Here is a 17,253-nt window from a genome sequence, read left to right on the forward strand (position 1 = left end):
GACTGCGGGTGGGTCGTCGGCGCGGGTCGGTCGTGGCTCGGTGCGCAGTTCCCCGCGCCCCTAAAGACTGCCGGTGTCGCCCTTACTGGGAGTCGTCCTTGCCTGCCAGGTGGCCGAAGTCGTGGTCCGGGAAGGGGGGTGGGGGGGCTACGTCCAGGCCGTAGTGGTGGTAGAGCTGGAGTTCTTGTTCGGGGGAGAGGTGGCGGCCCACGCCGAAGTCGGGGGCGTCCTTGATCAGGGCGCGTTCGAAGGGGACGCGCAGACCCCCGTCGGTCAGTTCGCTGGGCTCCAGGGGGACGAAGGCGTCCCTGCTGAACAGGCCGGTGCGTATGGCCGCCCACTCCGGTACGCCGGTCGCGTCGTCGAGGTAGACCTCGTCGACCGTGCCGATTTTCGTGCCGTTGCGGTCGAACGCCTTGCGGCCTATCAGGTTGCGCGGATCGATGTCGGTCTGCACGGGCCCTCCAGCTGCTCGCAACTCATCCGTAAGCACTACGAAAGAGCACTTTGAGGAGGGCGGCCACTCGGGGGAACCCCGCTGGTACCCTGGGCAACGGCTGCTGACCCCGTGCGGGAGAGTCCTCCAGGCTTCATCGGAGGCGCCGAAGGAGCAAATCCTCCCCGGAATCTCTCAGGCCCACGTACCGCATGGACGAGGTCACTCTGGAAAGCAGAGCGGTGTCCGAGTTTTTGACGGGTTCCGCTCTCACCGACGGTGAAAGCCGGTGCGCCTTCACGGGCGGGCCGGTGAAGCTCTCAGGTTGAGATGACAGAGGGGGAGGCCGTCCGGGCACCCATGCAGTGGTGCCCCTCGAAGGTCGTCAGACCAGGAGGCCTCCGCAATGACCGCCCATCGTATTCCGCTCTCAGAGCTCGAACAGGGAATCCCCTTCGAGCAGCGCCACATCGGGCCCGACACCGAAGCCCGGGCGAAGATGCTCGCGCACGTGGGGTACGGCTCGCTCGACGAGCTGACGGCCACCGCGGTCCCGGATGTGATCAAGAACGCCGACTCGCTCGAACTGCCGGGCGCCCGCACCGAGGCCGAGGTACTGGCCGAGCTGCGCTCCCTCGCGGACCGTAACCAGGTGCTGGATTCCATGATCGGGCTCGGGTACTACGGGACGTTCACGCCGCCCGTGATTCTGCGCAATGTCATGGAGAGCCCGGCCTGGTACACCGCGTACACGCCGTATCAGCCGGAGATCTCGCAGGGTCGGCTTGAGGCGCTGCTCAACTTCCAGACCGTGGTCGCCGAGCTGACCGGACTGCCGACCTCCGGGGCCTCGCTGCTCGACGAGGGCACCGCGGCAGCCGAGGCCATGGCGCTGTCGCGGCGGATGGGCAAGAACAAGAAGGGCCTGTTCCTCGTCGACGCGGACACCATGCCGCAGACCATCGCCGTGATCGAGACCCGCGCCGAGCCGACCGGCGTCGAGGTCGTCGTCGCCGACCTGAGCGAGGGCATTCCGGCCGACCTCGCCGAGCGCGAGATCAACGGCGTGCTCCTCCAGTACCCGGGCGCCTCCGGTGCCGTACGGGACCTCAAGCCCATCGTCGAGCGGGCGCACGAGCTGGGCGCGGTCGTCACCGTCGCAGCCGATCTGCTCGCGCTGACGCTGCTCACCTCGCCCGGTGAGCTCGGCGCCGACATCGCGGTCGGTACGACCCAGCGCTTCGGTGTGCCGATGGGCTTCGGCGGGCCGCACGCCGGATACATGGCCGTCCGCGAGAAGTTCGCGCGCAGTCTGCCCGGCCGGCTCGTCGGCGTCTCGGTCGACGCGGACGGCAACAAGGCGTACCGGCTCGCCCTGCAGACGCGCGAGCAGCACATCCGCCGCGAGAAGGCGACCAGCAACATCTGTACGGCTCAGGTGCTGCTCGCCGTGATGGCCGGGATGTACGCCGTCTACCACGGTCCCCAGGGCCTCAAGTCCATCGCGCGGCGCACCCACCGGTACGCCACGATCCTCGCCGCGGGCCTGAAGGCCGGCGGGGTCGAGGTCGTCCACGAGGCGTACTTCGACACGCTGACCGTGCGGGTGCCGGGCAAGGCGGCCGAGACGCTCGCGGCGGCGCGCCGGGGCGGGGTCAACCTCCGGCTCGTCGACGCCGACCACCTGTCCCTCGCCTGCGACGAGACCACCACGCGGGCCCAACTGGGCGCCGTCTGGGCCGCGTTCGGGGTCGACGGGGATGTCGCCGTGCTGGACGAGGCGACGGAGGACACGCTGCCGGCCGCGCAGCTGCGCACCGACGAGTACCTCACGCACCCGGTCTTCCACCAGTACCGTTCCGAGACCGCGATGCTGCGCTACCTGCGCCGGCTCGCCGACCGTGACTACGCGCTCGACCGGGGCATGATCCCGCTGGGCTCCTGCACGATGAAGCTCAACGCGACGACCGAGATGGAGCCGGTGACCTGGCCCGAGTTCGGGCAGCTGCACCCCTTCGCGCCCGCCGAGCAGGCGCAGGGCTATCTCACGCTCATCCGTGAGCTGGAGGAGCGGCTCGCCGAGGTCACGGGCTACGACAAGGTGTCGCTGCAGCCCAACGCCGGTTCGCAGGGCGAGCTGGCCGGTCTGCTGGCCGTACGCGGCTATCACCGGGCCAATGGCGACGAGCAGCGCACTGTCTGCCTCATCCCGTCGTCCGCGCACGGGACGAACGCCGCGAGTGCGGTGATGGCCGGGATGAAGGTCGTCGTCGTGAAGACCGCGGACGACGGCGAGATCGACGTCGAGGACCTGCGGGCCAAGATCGAGCAGCACCGCGACGAGCTGTCGGTGCTGATGATCACGTACCCCTCGACGCACGGGGTGTTCGAGGAGCACGTCGCCGACATCTGTGCCCAGGTGCACGAGGCGGGCGGCCAGGTGTACGTCGACGGCGCCAACCTCAACGCGCTGGTGGGGCTTGCCAAGCCGGGGCACTTCGGCGGTGACGTCTCGCACCTCAACCTGCACAAGACGTTCTGCATCCCGCACGGCGGCGGCGGTCCGGGCGTGGGTCCGGTCGGGGTGCGCTCGCACCTGGCGCCGTATCTGCCGAACCACCCGCTGCAGCCCGCCGCGGGCCCGGAGACGGGCGTGGGCCCGATCTCGGCCGCTCCCTGGGGCTCGGCGGGCATCCTGCCCATCTCGTGGGCGTACGTCCGTCTCATGGGCGGTGAGGGGCTCAAGCGGGCCACGCAGGTCGCCGTGCTCAGTGCCAACTACATCGCCAAGCGTCTCGAGCCGCACTACCCGGTGCTCTACACCGGTCCCGGCGGGCTCGTGGCGCACGAGTGCATCATCGATCTGCGTCCGCTGACCAAGGCGACCGGTGTGAGCGTCGACGACGTCGCCAAGCGGCTGATCGACTACGGGTTCCACGCGCCGACGATGTCGTTCCCGGTGGCCGGCACGCTGATGATCGAGCCGACGGAGAGCGAGGACCTGACCGAGATCGACCGGTTCTGCGACGCGATGATCGCCATCCGCGCGGAGATCGAGAAGGTCGGCTCGGGCGAGTGGGCGGCGGACGACAACCCGCTCCGCAACGCCCCGCACACGGCCGCCGCGCTCGGCGACTCCTGGGAGCACGCGTACAGCCGCGAGGAGGCCGTCTTCCCGGCCGGCGTCTCGGCCGCCGACAAGTACTGGCCGCCGGTGCGCCGGATCGACCAGGCCTACGGCGACCGGAACCTGGTCTGCTCCTGCCCGCCGCTGGACGCCTACGAAGAGTAGTCACCGCCAGACATGCGTCGGGGCCGGTTCCGGGATTGCTTCCCGGGCCGGCCCCTCATGTGTCCGGACGGCTTGCCCCGCCGCCCTTGGTGCACCGCGCCGCTCAGGCGGCGGTCATCACGTCCAGTGCCACAGGGCGATGTGGAGCGATGATCCGGCCGTCCGGCAGGAGCTCACCGGTGTCCTCGAAGAGGAGAACGCCGTTGCACAGCAGGCTCCATCCCTGCTCCGGGTGGTGCGCCACGAGAAGCGCGGCCTCCCGGTCGGCGGAGTCGGCTGTCGGGCACGGTGGCTGGTGCTGGCACATTGATGGGATCTTTCGCTTTGGTGTGAGGTCGGTGATCGGTGTCGTGTCTGTTCCGCGGCTCGAACTGATGCTCATTGCCGCCCCCCGTTTGTCAGTTGGTCCGGAACCCAGTGTTGCCCTACGGGCGTCAATCCGCAGGGATTTGGCGTCAGCGCTCCTCACAGGTTGATGACGCATCACCCGTGCGGACGGTTCATTCCAACTGGGCTGCCTCTTCGGGTGGTTCGCAATGGTCGGATGGGGCTAGTCCGGACGGGCCGGGGGTGCGGTGAGTCGATGTGGCGTCACTGCGAGCAACACCGACCCCAAAGCGACAACGTCCCGCGCAACACCGTCCCGCACAGCAGCGTGCCCCGCGGCCGGGGTGTGGCCGCGGGGCACGGAAGCCGGGGTGCGCTCAGGCGGGTGAGCCGAGCAGCGGTGCGGGCGCCGGCGTCGGCGTCGGTGTGAGCCGATGGGTCAGGACGGGCAGCAGCTCGGCCACGCGGTGCGGTCGGTGCGCGGCGATGCCGGGTGGGGCGGGAGCCAGCGGCACCAGGAGGTCGGTGGCCGCGGGATGGCCCTCGGCGCCGTCGGCCGCGCAGTCGCCGTGCAGCCAGAGTGTGAGCATGTAGAGCTCGGGCACGGACAGCAGACGGGCCTGGTACGACCCGGTCATCGTCTCGGCCTGCCGCAGGGCACGCTCGGTGGCGGTGACGTACGGGCCCTCGAAGAAGTGCGAGAAGGCCCAGCCGTCGGGGGTCAGCCTCGTTTCCGCGGCTGCCACGGCGCGTTCGCCGCAGCGGATCAGGAAGCGCCACCCGGCGAGGCGGGTGGCCGAGGTGCCCGCCGGGGTGATCCGGTCGAGTACGTGGACGGGCAGCGGTAGATCGGGTGTGGCGGGTCCCTGGGCGTTGCGCAGGGACGGGGTACGCGCTTCACGGACCGCGGTGGGGGAACCGAGGGCGGTGAGGACGGTGCGCAACGCGGGCGCGGGAGCCGGGGGCACATGCAGCGGCATGGTGGGTCGCCTCTCATTCGACAGGCATGGTGGCGCGAGGGCGGGGGCGGACGGCGCTGTCAGCTCTCGGGTCAGAGGAGCGAGGGCCCAAGATCCGGTCGTCAAAGTGACGTCGTTCGCCCGAAGGGTCGGCCGCGTGGCGGGCGGCACTTTGACGGCAGGACCTACCATGGCGAACGCCAACTCTCTGCCTCGTTCGCGGAGTTTATACGACACGTGTTCTGACGGTGTTTCGTCTAGCCGTTCCGCGCATTAAGGGCAAGAGACAATTCGGTCGGCGTGACGTGCGTTTGGTCCTGGTTCTCCAGGGGTACCCGTCGATGACCTCGGAATATGCCACCGGGGTGGACGGCCGGTTCCTGTCGGCGTTTTTCACGACAGAGTCGATCGCCGAAAGCGCGCACTGACGCATGCCTGGTGAATGTGCCTGTGGGTATCCGCGTTCAGAGTAGCGCCCGGGGGGTCTGTTCCAGGGCGTTATCGATCACGTTGCCTGGGCATCATCCCACGTGACCCGGGACATCAGCGGCCGGTTCGTCGGGCTGCCCAGTCGAGGAGGGACACTTCGATGGGGGAGAAGGTCGTGGCGGGACCGATCGGTCTGTCCGATCGGCAGCGCTACCGCGAAAAGGGCCAGCAGTGTCTGGCGGGGCTGGCGCGGCTGCTGGCGGAGAAGCGGTTCGACCGCCCCAAGAATCTCATGGGCCTGGAGATCGAGCTGAATCTCGCCGGTCCTGACGGCATGCCGAGAATGATGAATGCGCAAGTACTTGAGCGTATCGCGAGCCGGGATTTCCAAACAGAACTCGCCATGTTCAATCTGGAAGTCAACATTGCTCCCCATCGGCTCGGCGGCCGGGTATTCGACCGGCTCGCCGAGGAGTTGCGCACGTCACTCGCATATGCCCACCGGAAGGCGAACGAGGTCGACGCCGGAATCGTGATGATCGGTATTCTGCCGACGATCGCCCGCGACGACCTGGTCTCCGCGAACCTTTCCGACGTGGACCGCTACACACTGCTCAACGACCAGATCGTGGCCGCACGCGGCGAGGAATTCAGGCTGGACATCGAGGGCGTGGAGCGGCTCAGCTGCACCTCGGCGTCCATCGCGCCCGAAGCCGCCTGCACCTCCGTGCAGTTGCACCTCCAGGTCACGCCCGGGCGCTTCGCCGACGTGTGGAACGCGGCGCAGGCGGTGGCCGCCGCTCAGGTCGCGGTGGGCGCCAACTCGCCCTTCCTGTTCGGCCGCGAGCTGTGGCGCGAGTCGCGGCCCCCGCTGTTCCTGCAGTCCACCGACACCCGTCCGCCCGAACTCCAGGCACAGGGGGTCCGTCCGCGGACCTGGTTCGGGGAGCGGTGGATCTCGTCGGCGTACGACCTGTTCGAGGAGAACCTGCGCTTCTTCCCTCCGCTGCTGCCCATGTGCGACGACGAGGATCCGAAGAGCGTCCTCGACCAGGGCGGTACGCCCAAGCTCGCCGAACTCGTGCTGCACAACGGCACCATCTACCGCTGGAACCGCCCGGTGTACGGCATCGACGACGGCGTCCCGCATCTGCGCGTGGAGAACCGCGTACTGCCCGCGGGCCCCACGGTCACCGACGTGATCGCCAACACGGCCTTCTACTACGGGCTCGTACGGGCCCTCGCGAGCGAGGCACGGCCGGTGTGGACACGGCTGCCCTTCGAGGCCGCGGCCACCAACTTCGACCAGGCCTGCCGGTACGGCATCGACGCGCGGCTGGAGTGGCCGCGACGCGGCAGGTACGGCGGGACCACGCGGATGCCCGCGACACAGCTGGTGCTGGACGAGCTGCTGCCGCTCGCGGCGGCGGGCCTGGACGCGTGGGGCGTCGAGCCCGCCGACCGGGACCTCTACCTCGGCGTCATCGAGGAGCGCTGCAAGCGGGGCGTCAACGGGGCCTCCTGGCAGTCCCGTACGTTCCACAAGGCACTGGAGGGCGGCATGGGGCGGGATGCCGCGCTGGCCGCCACGACGAAGCGGTACGCCGAGCTGATGCACCTCGGTGAGCCCGTGCACACCTGGCCCGTCGGGTTACCGGCGCCCGCCGTTTCCCTCGGGTGAGGTCGGCGGGGTGATGTGTCGTGGTGCAGTGGCGGGGTGACGCGTGGTGGTGCGGTGAGCGGGTGATCAGTTCTGGTCGCCAGCCCGTACGACGGCCTTGAGGATCACCGAGTGGATCTGGGACGGGTCGGTGACCAGGTGGGCCGAGCCCCCGGTCGCCTCGGCGATCTCGTCGAGCTCCTTCTTGTCGGCCTCCGGACCCACCGCGATCGCGATCAGCGGTACCGGGCGGTCCGCATCGGTCAGCTGCCGGAGCTGAGTGACGAGGGCTGAGCGCGAGATGCTCCCCGGGTCCTCGTTCGCGCCGTCGGTCAGCAGCACCAGCGCGTTGAACTTGCCCTTCGTGTAGGAGGCCGTGGCCTCCTTGTATGCCGCCAGCGTGGTGTCGTACAGACCCGTGGCGCCGTCCTTGACCGGCTTCAGGCTGTCGAAGGCCGCCGACAGAAGGTCCCGCTGGGTGCTGCCGGCCGCTCGGCCGCCCAGCCGCTCGGTCGGGACGAGCACGCGGTAGTCGCGGTTGCCGTCGACCTTCCTGGAGAACGTCCAGAGCCCCACCTCGTCCTCCGGGGTGAAGGTGGCCAGAGCCTGCGACAGCGCCGCCTTGGTCACCTCCAAGCGGGACTCGCTGGTGCCGGGAACCGGCTTCGACATGGATGTGGAGATGTCGACGACCGTGGTGAGCCGGGTGCTGCGCACGGTGATCGTCCACATGCCGAGGGCTTCGTCGATCTCCTTGTCCGTGACCGGTTCCTCCGGCAGCTCCTTGTACGGCTGCGGGGCGCTGCCGCCGGCGCGGGTCACCAGCTTGTCCGGGATGTCGTCGTCATCCGTACGGAAGCCGTGCTTCTCCAGGATCCGGCGTCCGTCCGGCTCGCCGAGGAGGGTCATGAACCGCAGTGCGGCCCGGCTCTCGTCCGTGGTCAGCGCCGGCTCGTCGACCAGCGCGAACGGGAAGTCGAGCAGGGGCGAGCCGTCCTTCGGGTAGAAGAGGTCGAGGTCGTCGCCGCTGTCCGCGGTCGTGTTGTACGCGAACGTCGCCTGCTCGGAGAGGATCAGGGCCTGGTTGCGCTTCGGGTTGCCCTGCTCGGCGCCGGAGAGGTCGCGCGGCAGGGTGTCCAGGGCCTGGCTGTCGCTGTCGGAGGCGCGCAGGGAGAGGGCCTTCGCGGTGGCCGCCGCCAGGATGTCGCCGTCCTTGGCCTTGCCCACCGCGTGCGTCAGCCGGGTCAGGGCGAGCAGGCCGGTGGCGCTGCGCGACGGGTCGCCCGCTCCGAGCTTCAGCCGCTCGCTCGTCGTCGTCGCGTCGGCCAGCTCGGTCCAGCTGTATGTCTTGCGGGGCCACCCGAGCGACTTCGCGGCCGTCGGGATCATGGCGACGCCGACGGGTGACGAGGCGATGTTGCCCGCGGGCGTCACCGGAATCGACTTGCCGTCCGCCAGGATCCGGTTCACCCACACACCCGAGTCCGGTACCCATGCCTCGAAGTCGGTGGCGCCCTTCTCCTTCGACTTCGACCGCAGGGCATCCGTGACCTGGTACGCCTCCCGTGCGGTCACCTGCACGTCGAGGCAACTGCCGTCGGACGTCACGTCGTTGTCCCGGGCGTAGCCGGCCGCGTCCTTGAGCGCGGGCGCGATGCCGGGAGCGGCGGCGACCCTCAGACGCACGGCACTGTCCCAGCAGGACGACCCGAAGGAGAGCACGCCGCCTTCGACCGCGGCGGCCGTGCCCGCGGCGAGGACGAACACGAGGGCCGTCGTGAGCGCCACGTTGCGGCGCCGCGCGCGCCGCCGGGGGCCGGTGGCTCCCGTCCGGAACCCGTCGGGCAAGCTGTGACGTCCCATGGCGGTTGTGCCCTTCCCTGGTCGAGCCGGAGTCGTTTAAGCCGTGAATGGCGAAATGGCCGAATGCTATGGCATCGGGAGAGGGGTGCCCGCAGGGCGTCCGTCCCCCCGACGGCTTGTCGCGCACGATCTTCGCAACTTCTTTCGAGACCCTAGCGGGGCGAAGATGGGGATGCGGCGGGATTGCTCAACTGGAGGCAGGAGTGCACGTGGAGGCAGGGTCGGTGGCTGATTCTTTTCCCGAGGACCGGCCCACGCGGCGGATTCTCCGCGACGAGACGCTGCTCGTACTGGGCGTCTCGCTCGGGGCCAGCGGGGTCTCCGCGCTGATCAGCTTTGTCGGCTCGGTCACCAAACCGGGAGGCCTCAAGGACCAGGCGGCCACACTCAACGCCTCGGCCGCGCCCGGCCGACCTTGGCTCGATCTGGCGTGGCAGCTGTTCGGGATCGCCTCCGCGCTGGTGCCGGTCGCGCTCGTCGCGCACTTCCTGCTGCGTGAGGGGAAGGGGCTGCGCACGCTCGGCTTCGACCGCACCCGTCCGTGGCCCGACCTCGCCCGGGGCGCCGCGATCGCCGCGGTGATCGGCAGCTCGGGCATCGCCTTCTACCTGGCGGCCCGCGGACTCGGTTTCAACCTCACCGTGGTGCCCGAGGCGCTGCCCGAGGTGTGGTGGAAGTACCCGGTGCTGATCCTCTCCGCGATCCAGAACTCCGTCCTGGAGGAGGTCATCGTCGTCGGGTATCTGCTGCGCCGACTCGACCAGTTGGGCTGGACACCGATGAGCGCTCTGGTGGCCAGCTCGGTGCTGCGCGGCTCGTACCACCTCTACCAGGGCATCGGCGGGTTCATCGGCAACATGGTGATGGGCGTGGTGTTCGTCTATCTGTACCGCCGCTGGGGCCGCGTCGGGCCCCTGGTGGTCGCCCACTCGCTGCTCGACATCGGGGCGTTCGTAGGGTACGCGCTGCTGGCGGGGAAGGTGGACTGGCTCCCCACCGCGTGAACAGCGGGAAGCGTGAGCGGTAGGAAGCGTGAGCAGTNNGAGCAGTTCGCCCTCGATGACGGTGACCGCGCGGCCGGTGAGCAGTGTGCGGTCGCCGCGGAGTTCGGTCCGTACGAGGCCGGAGCGGGACGAGGCCTGGCGGCCGGTGAGGGCGGTTCGGCCGAGGCGCTCGGACCAGAAGGGCGCGAGGGCGGTGTGGGCGCTGCCGGTGACCGGGTCCTCGTCGATGCCGATGTTCGGGAAGAAGCAGCGGGAGACGAAGTCGTAGCCCTCGGAGGGGTCCCCGGCCAGGGCCGTGGCGATGATGCCGCGTTCCGAGTGGCGGGCGAGGGACACGAGGTCGGGGGAGAGACCCAGGACCGTCTTCTCGTCGGCGAGTTCGACCAGCAGGTCGCCGACGTTCGGGCCCGTGTCATGGGCGGTGAGCGGCTCGGCGCCCAGCGCCTCGGCGACGCCCTGCGGGACCTCGACCGGGGTGAGCGGGGCCGTCGGGAAGTCCAGGGTGATCGAGCCGTCGTCGTGCGCGGTGGCGATGAGCACGCCGCTCCTGGTCGCGAACCGTACGGGTCCCTGGGCGGCGCCCGTCGTGGCCAGTACGTGGGCCGTGGCGAGTGTTGCGTGGCCGCACATCGCCACCTCGGCGGTGGGCGTGAACCAGCGCAGCGCCCAGTCGGCCTCTCCGCCCGCCGGGAGGGGGTGGGCGAACGCGGTCTCGGCGTGGTTGACCTCCAGGGCCACGTTCTGGAGCCAGGCGTCGTCCGGGAAGGACGTGGAGACGTCGAGGAGGAGGACCCCGGCCGGGTTGCCGGCGAAGGGGCGGTCGGTGAAGGCGTCGACGATTCGAATCCGCATGGGGCAGACGCTAGGCGCTGATCAGAGGCCGGAGCCAAGGCCAATCCGGGGCGGGTGGACCGGTGGTGGGGCGTGAGGGGATCCACGGGGGCGATGGTGCTCGTGGACGTGCGTGCGCGGCGGTGACGCCCTCTTTCGGTGGCCCCTTCGGCAGCCCCTTCGTCGGCCCTTGAGTCGGCTCTTTCGTCGGCGGGTCTTGTCAGCCGAACTGTTCCGATATATCGTTGACGCATCGCGACAGATCAACGATCGAATGGAGTGATTGCGATGCGTTCCCATGGAGAGGAATACGGACCGGGGTTCGGCCCCGGTGAAGGACGTGGCCGCGGACGCGGCGGACCCGGACACCCCGGTCGGGGTGGTTTCGAGGGCCGGCGTTCCGCCTTCGGTCCCTTCGGGCCCGGTTTCGGTGGTCCCGGCTTCGGCCCTGGCCCCTGGGGTGGGCGCGGAGGCCGGGGCGGACCGCGCGGCAGGGCACGGCGGGGCGATGTACGCGCGTCGATCCTGGCCCTGCTCAAGGACCGGCCGATGCACGGCTACGAGATGATCCAGGAGATCGCCGAGCGCAGTGGCGGGGCGTGGAAGCCCAGCCCCGGTTCGGTGTACCCGACCCTTCAGCTTCTGGAGGACGAGGGGCTGATCAGCAGTGCGACCGAGGGTGGCAAGAAGCTGTTCTCGCTCACCGACGCCGGCCGTACGGCGGCCGACGAGGGCCCCGAGGCGCCCTGGGAGGACGCCGGGCGCGGGGTCGACTGGGAGGCGCTGAGCGACATCCGGCAGGCCGGCTTCGGTCTGATGGAGGCGTTCGGGCAGGTCTGGAAGACCGGCAGCAAGGAGCAGCGCGAGAAGGCGCTGACCGTCATCAACGACGCGCGCAAGAAGCTGTACCTGATCCTCGCCGACGAGGACTGATGGTCCGCCAATGGGGGGTACTTCGACTTCGAGGTACCCCCCTTCGGCGTGTGACGACGAGTGTGTGACGACCTCTTCCGGGCCGCTCTAGGCCACCAGTCCGCCCAGCTTGCGCAGCGACTCGTTCAGGGCCGCCGTCGCCGAGTCCTTCAGCTTGCCCGCCATCAGCGAGACGGCGGCGCCCGTGAACTCGCCGTCGATACGGACGGTCGTGCCCTCGCCGTCGGGGGTCAGCGTGTAACGCGTGGCGACGATCACGGCCATCGGGCCCTTGCCGCGGATCGCGAGCGTGCGGGCGGCCTCCACCTCCTCGATGGTCCAGTTGACCTCGGCGGGGAAGCCCATCATCTTCATGTTCTCCTCGAAGGTGCCGCCGACTTCGAGGGACTCGGGGCCGCCCTTCGGGAAGCTGGTGTGGGTGGAGTTCCACTCGCCGTACGAGGAGAAGTCCGTGAGCTGTGCCCAGACCTTCTCGGCGGGCGCCTCTATCCGTGCTTCCGCGCTGACTTCGGCCATGCGACCACCCCTCGTCTCGGGTGCTGCGCCGGGCGCAGCTGGCTACGGTGTCGCGGAACGTAGCCGCAGGGCCCTCAACATTCAATACTGATGAACCGTCAGGAAGTGTGGAGACGGGAGAAGTACGGGGGCGGGAGAAGTGCGGAGACGGGCAGCGTGGAGATGGGAAGCCTGGAGACGGCAGGGGGTCGGGTGCTCGTGGCGGGCGCTCAGTCGATCCGTCGTATCACCGCCGCGTCGAACAGGTCCCAGGCGCGCGGGTACGGCCCTTCGTCGTGGCAGTGCCAGGCGTCCCAGAACAGGTCGGCGAGCAGCGCGTCGTCCGGGGCGTAGACCCGGTACGCGTACTGCCTGCCGTCGATGGCCGGCAGGACCACCAGCCAGCACCTGCTCTCCATGCTGCGTTGGACGAGCGCCGGTGCGATGCGGTTGCGCGAGGGGCGCAGGGCAAGGCGGCGCGCGCCTGTCGGAGGAAACGGCGTGATGTCATCCGTAAGGAGGAGGAGCCGGACAGTCATGCCCACCCTGTGTCGGACGCCGAAATGCTTCCCCGCGAGGATGACTCGATCCGAAGGGGCTGATGGGGTGAGGGATGTGCAATCCCGTACTTCCCACCAGCAGGCCGCCGGGCACGACCCGGTCCGCGTGGACATCGAGGCCCGGCTCAGCGCGGAGCTGGCAGCGGTGGTCATCGGTGCGCGCAGACGAGCGCTGCGGGACGGGGACCGGCAGATCGACACGGCCCATCTGCTGCACGCACTCCTGGAGTCGGACCCCGAGGTGCGAGAAGCCTTCGAGAGCGGCCCTCAGGTCGCCCGGCTGCTCGGCTACCTCGTGCAGCGCAGCATCGGCTACGGGCTCCGCTGGCAGAGCTCCGTCGAGGACTCCGGTGCCATACCCGTGGTGACCGAGGACGGGTGGTCGCCGGTTGCGGCCGGCGCCCTGGAGGTCGCCGGCGAGCGGGCCCTGCGGCGGGGCGACGAACGCGCGGGCGCGGTCGACCTGCTCGCGGCGATCGTCGCCGAACCCGAGTCGCGGGCCGTGGAGGTGCTGGGACGTGCGGGGGTCGACGTACCGGCGCTGCTCGCGCGGATCGATGCCGCGGCGGGCCGGGGCATCGAGGCCTGAGCCGGGACCGGGGCCTGCGGGGGCGTCACCGAGTTCATCGAGGGTGTCGCCGGTCCACTCGGTGAGACAGGTGTCATTGGGGGTGACGCTCATGTCGTCGCCTGTCATCATGTGCCGGTGCATACGTCTGAGAGCAGTCAGGGCAACCGCGGGAGGGGCTTCGGGCTCGGCCTCGCGCTCGCGTCCGCGGTCGCCTTCGGGGGATCCGGTGTCGCGGCCAAGCCGTTGATCGAGGCGGGGCTCGACCCGCTGGACGTGGTGTGGCTGCGAGTCGCCGGAGCCGCGCTGGTGATGCTGCCGCTGACCGTGCGCCACCGGGGGCTGGTGCGCAGCCGGCCGGCGCTGCTCGCCGGGTTCGGACTGCTCGCCGTGGCCGGCGTCCAGGCCTTCTACTTCGCCTCGATCTCGCGCATACCCGTCGGGGTCGCGCTGCTCGTCGAGTACCTCGCGCCCGCGCTTGTCCTCGGCTGGGTGCGATTCGTGCAGCGGCGGCCGGTGACCCGTGCCGCGGCTCTCGGGGTCGTCCTCGCCGTCGGCGGTCTCGCCTGTGTCGTCGAGGTGTGGTCGGGGCTGAGCTTCGATGTCCTCGGGCTGCTGCTCGCGCTCGGCGCCGCCTGCTGCCAGGTCGGCTACTTCGTCCTGTCCGACCAGGGCAGCGACGCGGGCGATCAGGCCCCGGATCCGCTCGGCGTCATCGCGTACGGACTGCTGGTCGGCGCGCTCGTCCTGACGGTCGTGGCGCGGCCGTGGGGGATGGACTGGTCTGTGCTCGGGGGCACCGCGGACATGGACGGCACGGCGGTCGCGGCCTCCCTGCTGCTGGGCTGGATCGTGCTGATCGCGACCGTCGTCGCCTACGTGACCGGCGTCAAGTCCGTGCGCAGGCTCTCGCCGCAGGTGGCAGGCGTCGTGGCCTGTCTGGAGGCGGTCATCGCGACCGTGCTCGCCTGGGTCCTGCTCGGCGAGCACCTGTCGGCGCCGCAGATCATCGGCGGCGCGGTCGTCCTGTGCGGCGCCTTCATCGCCCAGTCGTCCACGCCCGCCAAGGCCTCGCAGACACCGGTGGCGGGCGGCACGGGCGATGCCGAAAGGGAGTTGTCGGCGCGAGGCACCGCCGTCTAGGCTCCCGATCATGCATTCGAGCGCACTCGTTCTTCCGCCTCCGGCCGCCTGAGGCGGGCCCTCCGGAATTCCCGCCCGGCCACCGGCCGGGCGGAACGGTGCTGCCCGCGGATGAAGTCCGAGGACCATCCGCGCCGAGACGACCGACCTGGTCGCGACGACTCACCCGCCTGACGGGGCTCGTACGCCCCATCCGGCCGGTGTGCCGCTCGTACGGCGCGTGACGTGGTCCTTTCCCGAACTTCTGCGGATCTGCGGAGAGAACACGTGTCGCATGCTGTTTCCGGCCTGCCCATCGGGCGAGGCCTCCTCTATCTGACCGTCGCCGGCGCCGCCTGGGGCACCGCGGGCGCGGTCGCCTCACTCGTCTACCGCGCCAGCGACATGGGCCCCGTCGCCCTGTCCTTCTGGCGCTGCGCGGGCGGCCTGGCCCTGCTGCTCGCCGTCCGGTCGCTCCGGCGCCCGCCACGCCCCGCCGCACGCCCCCTCCTTCGTGCGCGGCTGCTGCGGACCGGAGCCACGGGCGTGGGGCTCGCGGTCTTCCAGACCGCGTACTTCGCCGCCGTCGAGGCCACCGGACTCGCCGTGGCCACTGTCGTCACCCTCGGCGCCGGTCCCGTGCTCATCGCGCTGGGGGCGCGGCTGACCATGGGAGAACGGCTCGGGCGCGCCGGATACGCCGCCGTCGCCGGGGCGCTCGCCGGGCTCGCGGTGCTCGTGCTGGGCAGCGGCGGTGCGTCGGTCCGGCCGTCGGGCGTGGTGCTCGCGGTCGTGTCCGCCGCCGGGTACTCGGTGATGACGCTGCTGACCCGCTGGTGGGGGCGCGACGGCGGCACCGACGTGTCGTCCACCACCGTGGGGGCGTTCGCCGTCACGACCCTGTGTCTGCTGCCGTTCGGGCTCGCCGAGGGGCTGGTGCCGCACACCGCCGAACCCGCCCGCGTCATCGGGCTGGTGGCGTTCATCGCCGCGGTCCCGACGGCCCTCGCCTACGCCCTGTACTTCGCGGGCGCGGCCGTCGTCCGCTCGGCCACCGTCTCCGTGATCATGCTGCTCGAACCGGTGAGCGCGGCGGTCCTGGCCGTCGCCCTGCTCGGCGAGCGGCTGACCGCGGCCACGGTCGCGGGCACGCTGTTGATGCTCGGGTCGGTGGCGGGCCTCGCCCTCGCGGAGGCGCGGGGCAAGGGGGCCGCGCGGCGGGCTCCCGAGGAGGAGCCGGCGCTGCTCTGAGGATCCGCGGGCACCGGAGAACGCCGGTGCCGGCCGTGTGGGCCCCGCCCCGTAGGGTCCACACGGCCGGTCACCTGTGAGGGAGCCCGTGCCAACTCGGCGTCACCTGTTGCCGCGCCGCCGCAGCAGGTGTTCCCGCGCCGCCGTGTCACGCGGACCGCCTCTTGTGGTCAGTTCGGCCACAACACGGTTCTGGATTTCCTCCGGCCGATGATTCGCGTACTTGAACTTCGCCCGTACGTCCGTCACTTCGAGCCGCAGACCACGGATCCCGGCGAGGAGGCGGCCGTACGGGGCATCGCCGACCGTCGCACGGGCGGAACCGCCCTCGGGCTGGAAGTGGCCGAGCTGTCGGTTGAGGAGCTCGGCCTTCTCCGCCGGGTCGTCCACCAGATGGGCGGTGCACCGGAGTTGGACCGCCGCGTAGAAGCTCGTCGGCGTGCCGTGCTCGGGCGGGAAGTCGGGCGGAGCCTGCCAGGGGCCGGGCACGTACACGTAGTCGTCGACCACGCTCAGGGTCACGACCGGGTTCGCCTCGAGCGCCGGCCACACCGGGTTCGGGCGGGCCAGGTGGGCGAGGACCAGTCCGTACGGTCCGGGCGCGGCCTCGTGGACGAAGTGCATCGGCTGGACGTGCGGCGGCTCGCCGGGGAGGCCGTTCACGGAGAGCTGGCCGAAGTCGTGGGCGGCCAGCCACTGCCGCCACTCGGTGTCGTCCTGGGGCGCGTCCCAGGGATGTATGAGCATCAGAGGACGGCCAGGTAGTCGGGGACCTCGATCCCGGGGGCGAGGTCGGCCGCGGGGACCGGGGTGCCGTATCCCTTGTGGAGCGGGAGGATTCCGGTCCAGTGCGGCAGGCCGAGGTCCTCGGGCTCGTCGTTCGGGCCGCCGGTGCGCAGCTTGGCCGAGACCTCGGCGAGGTCCAGGCGGAGCACGGCGGTGGCGGCCAGCTCCTTGGCGTTGGCGGGCCGGGAGTCGTAGGAGCGGCCGGGCACCACGTGGTCCACCAGCGCGTCCAGGGCCTCCCGCTTCTCGTCGGGGTCCGTCACCTGGTGGGCGACGCCGTGCACCACCACGGAGCGGTAGTTGATCGAGTGGTGGAAGGCCGAGCGGGCCAGCACCAGCCCGTCGACGTGCGTGACGGTGACGCACACCGGCAGGCCCGGGTCGGCCTGTCCCGCCATCCGCAGCGGGCGCGAACCCGTCGAGCCGTGCAGATAGAGGTGCTCGCCGACCCGCCCGTACAGCGTGGGCAGCACGACCGGCGACCCGTCACGGACGAAGCCCAGATGGCAGACGTACCCCTCGTCGAGGATCGAGTGCACCATCTCGTGGTCGTACGCGGCGCGCTCCTTGGAGCGGGTGGGGACGGTGCGGTCGGTCGGGGTGTAGGTGGCGGGGCGGCCGTCTCCGTCATGGTGCTCTCCAGGGCTGTGTCGTCGTCTGTTCCGGCGCGTACGCCGTCATCTGTTCCGGCGGGTACGCCGTGCTCGCCTTGCGTGGCTTATTGCACTAGTGCATAC

The 17,253-nt window shown here is 70.5% G+C and carries 15 protein-coding genes, 1 pseudogene and 1 riboswitch; of the genes and pseudogenes, 7 read left to right on the forward strand and 9 right to left on the reverse strand.

Annotated features, from left to right (window positions below; translation table 11 throughout):
• Positions 1-82: 82 nt before the first annotated feature.
• Complete coding sequence (locus tag AOK17_RS30395) at positions 83-457, reverse strand: PRC-barrel domain-containing protein (RefSeq protein ID WP_055615782.1); 375 nt, start codon at positions 455-457, stop codon at positions 83-85.
• 104 nt (positions 458-561) lie between these two features.
• Positions 562-657: riboswitch (glycine riboswitch) on the forward strand.
• Between the two features lie 185 nt (positions 658-842).
• Here AOK17_RS30395 and gcvP point away from each other — a divergent pair.
• A complete protein-coding gene (gene gcvP, locus AOK17_RS30400) occupies positions 843-3,728 on the forward strand; it encodes an aminomethyl-transferring glycine dehydrogenase (RefSeq protein WP_055615783.1) in 2,886 nt (961 codons plus the stop codon).
• Positions 3,729-3,831: 103 nt separating this feature from the next.
• On the opposite strand, the gene AOK17_RS30405 is transcribed toward gcvP, so the two are convergent.
• Together AOK17_RS30405 and AOK17_RS30410 are read right to left on the reverse strand one after the other, a co-directional pair.
• Entirely contained in the window at positions 3,832-4,035 is a 204-nt protein-coding gene (locus AOK17_RS30405; protein ID WP_055615784.1) for a DUF5999 family protein, read from the reverse strand.
• 397 nt (positions 4,036-4,432) lie between these two features.
• Positions 4,433-5,035 (reverse strand): hypothetical protein, encoded by a 603-nt coding sequence (locus tag AOK17_RS30410; RefSeq protein ID WP_055615785.1) that lies wholly within the window; start codon positions 5,033-5,035, stop codon positions 4,433-4,435.
• A gap of 568 nt (positions 5,036-5,603) precedes the next feature.
• Here AOK17_RS30410 and AOK17_RS30415 point away from each other — a divergent pair.
• Positions 5,604-7,124 (forward strand): glutamate-cysteine ligase family protein, encoded by a 1,521-nt coding sequence (locus AOK17_RS30415; protein ID WP_055615786.1) that lies wholly within the window; start codon positions 5,604-5,606, stop codon positions 7,122-7,124.
• A gap of 66 nt (positions 7,125-7,190) precedes the next feature.
• On the opposite strand, the gene AOK17_RS30420 is transcribed toward AOK17_RS30415, so the two are convergent.
• Positions 7,191-8,966 (reverse strand): substrate-binding and VWA domain-containing protein, encoded by a 1,776-nt coding sequence (locus tag AOK17_RS30420; RefSeq protein WP_055615787.1) that lies wholly within the window; start codon positions 8,964-8,966, stop codon positions 7,191-7,193.
• Positions 8,967-9,169: 203 nt separating this feature from the next.
• On the opposite strand from AOK17_RS30420, the gene AOK17_RS30425 reads away from it, so the two are divergent.
• Positions 9,170-9,970, forward strand: a complete 801-nt coding sequence (locus tag AOK17_RS30425) for a CPBP family intramembrane glutamic endopeptidase (RefSeq protein ID WP_055615788.1) — start codon at positions 9,170-9,172, stop codon at positions 9,968-9,970.
• A gap of 39 nt (positions 9,971-10,009) precedes the next feature.
• Here the strand turns inward: AOK17_RS30425 and AOK17_RS48990 are convergent.
• A pseudogene (locus AOK17_RS48990) lies at positions 10,010-10,822 on the reverse strand (PhzF family phenazine biosynthesis protein); the annotation flags it as partial.
• Positions 10,823-11,089: 267 nt separating this feature from the next.
• Between AOK17_RS48990 and AOK17_RS48995 the strand changes: the two are divergent.
• On the forward strand, positions 11,090-11,734 hold the full coding sequence (locus AOK17_RS48995; RefSeq protein ID WP_079053363.1) for a PadR family transcriptional regulator: 645 nt from the start codon (positions 11,090-11,092) through the stop codon (positions 11,732-11,734).
• Positions 11,735-11,821: 87 nt separating this feature from the next.
• Here AOK17_RS48995 and AOK17_RS30445 read toward each other — a convergent pair whose 3' ends face one another.
• Positions 11,822-12,250, reverse strand: a complete 429-nt coding sequence (locus AOK17_RS30445) for a type II toxin-antitoxin system Rv0910 family toxin (protein WP_055615792.1) — start codon at positions 12,248-12,250, stop codon at positions 11,822-11,824.
• Positions 12,251-12,459: 209 nt separating this feature from the next.
• Positions 12,460-12,648, reverse strand: a complete 189-nt coding sequence (locus tag AOK17_RS51730) for a hypothetical protein (RefSeq protein WP_206190857.1) — start codon at positions 12,646-12,648, stop codon at positions 12,460-12,462.
• Between the two features lie 196 nt (positions 12,649-12,844).
• Here AOK17_RS51730 and AOK17_RS30450 point away from each other — a divergent pair, with 196 nt between their 5' ends.
• The 3 genes from AOK17_RS30450 (at position 12,845) to AOK17_RS30460 (ending at position 15,730) form a co-directional block, all read left to right on the forward strand.
• Complete coding sequence (locus tag AOK17_RS30450) at positions 12,845-13,378, forward strand: Clp protease N-terminal domain-containing protein (protein ID WP_055615793.1); 534 nt, start codon at positions 12,845-12,847, stop codon at positions 13,376-13,378.
• A 111-nt stretch (positions 13,379-13,489) separates the two neighbouring features.
• Entirely contained in the window at positions 13,490-14,500 is a 1,011-nt protein-coding gene (locus tag AOK17_RS30455; protein WP_055615794.1) for an EamA family transporter, read from the forward strand.
• Positions 14,501-14,767: 267 nt separating this feature from the next.
• Positions 14,768-15,730: a DMT family transporter gene (locus AOK17_RS30460; RefSeq protein ID WP_055615795.1), complete on the forward strand. Its 963-nt coding sequence runs from the start codon at positions 14,768-14,770 to the stop codon at positions 15,728-15,730.
• A 102-nt stretch (positions 15,731-15,832) separates the two neighbouring features.
• Here AOK17_RS30460 and AOK17_RS30465 read toward each other — a convergent pair whose 3' ends face one another.
• Both AOK17_RS30465 and AOK17_RS30470 read right to left on the reverse strand, forming a co-directional pair.
• Entirely contained in the window at positions 15,833-16,477 is a 645-nt protein-coding gene (locus tag AOK17_RS30465; RefSeq protein WP_055615796.1) for an FMN-binding negative transcriptional regulator, read from the reverse strand.
• Positions 16,477-17,058 (reverse strand): pyridoxamine 5'-phosphate oxidase family protein, encoded by a 582-nt coding sequence (locus AOK17_RS30470; protein ID WP_107102538.1) that lies wholly within the window; start codon positions 17,056-17,058, stop codon positions 16,477-16,479. Before AOK17_RS30470 ends, AOK17_RS30465 begins: the two co-directional genes overlap by 1 nt.
• Between the last annotated feature and the right edge of the window lie 195 nt (positions 17,059-17,253).

The sequence above is a fragment of the Streptomyces phaeochromogenes genome, assembly GCF_001418655.1.
Lineage (GTDB): Bacteria > Actinomycetota > Actinomycetes > Streptomycetales > Streptomycetaceae > Streptomyces > Streptomyces phaeochromogenes.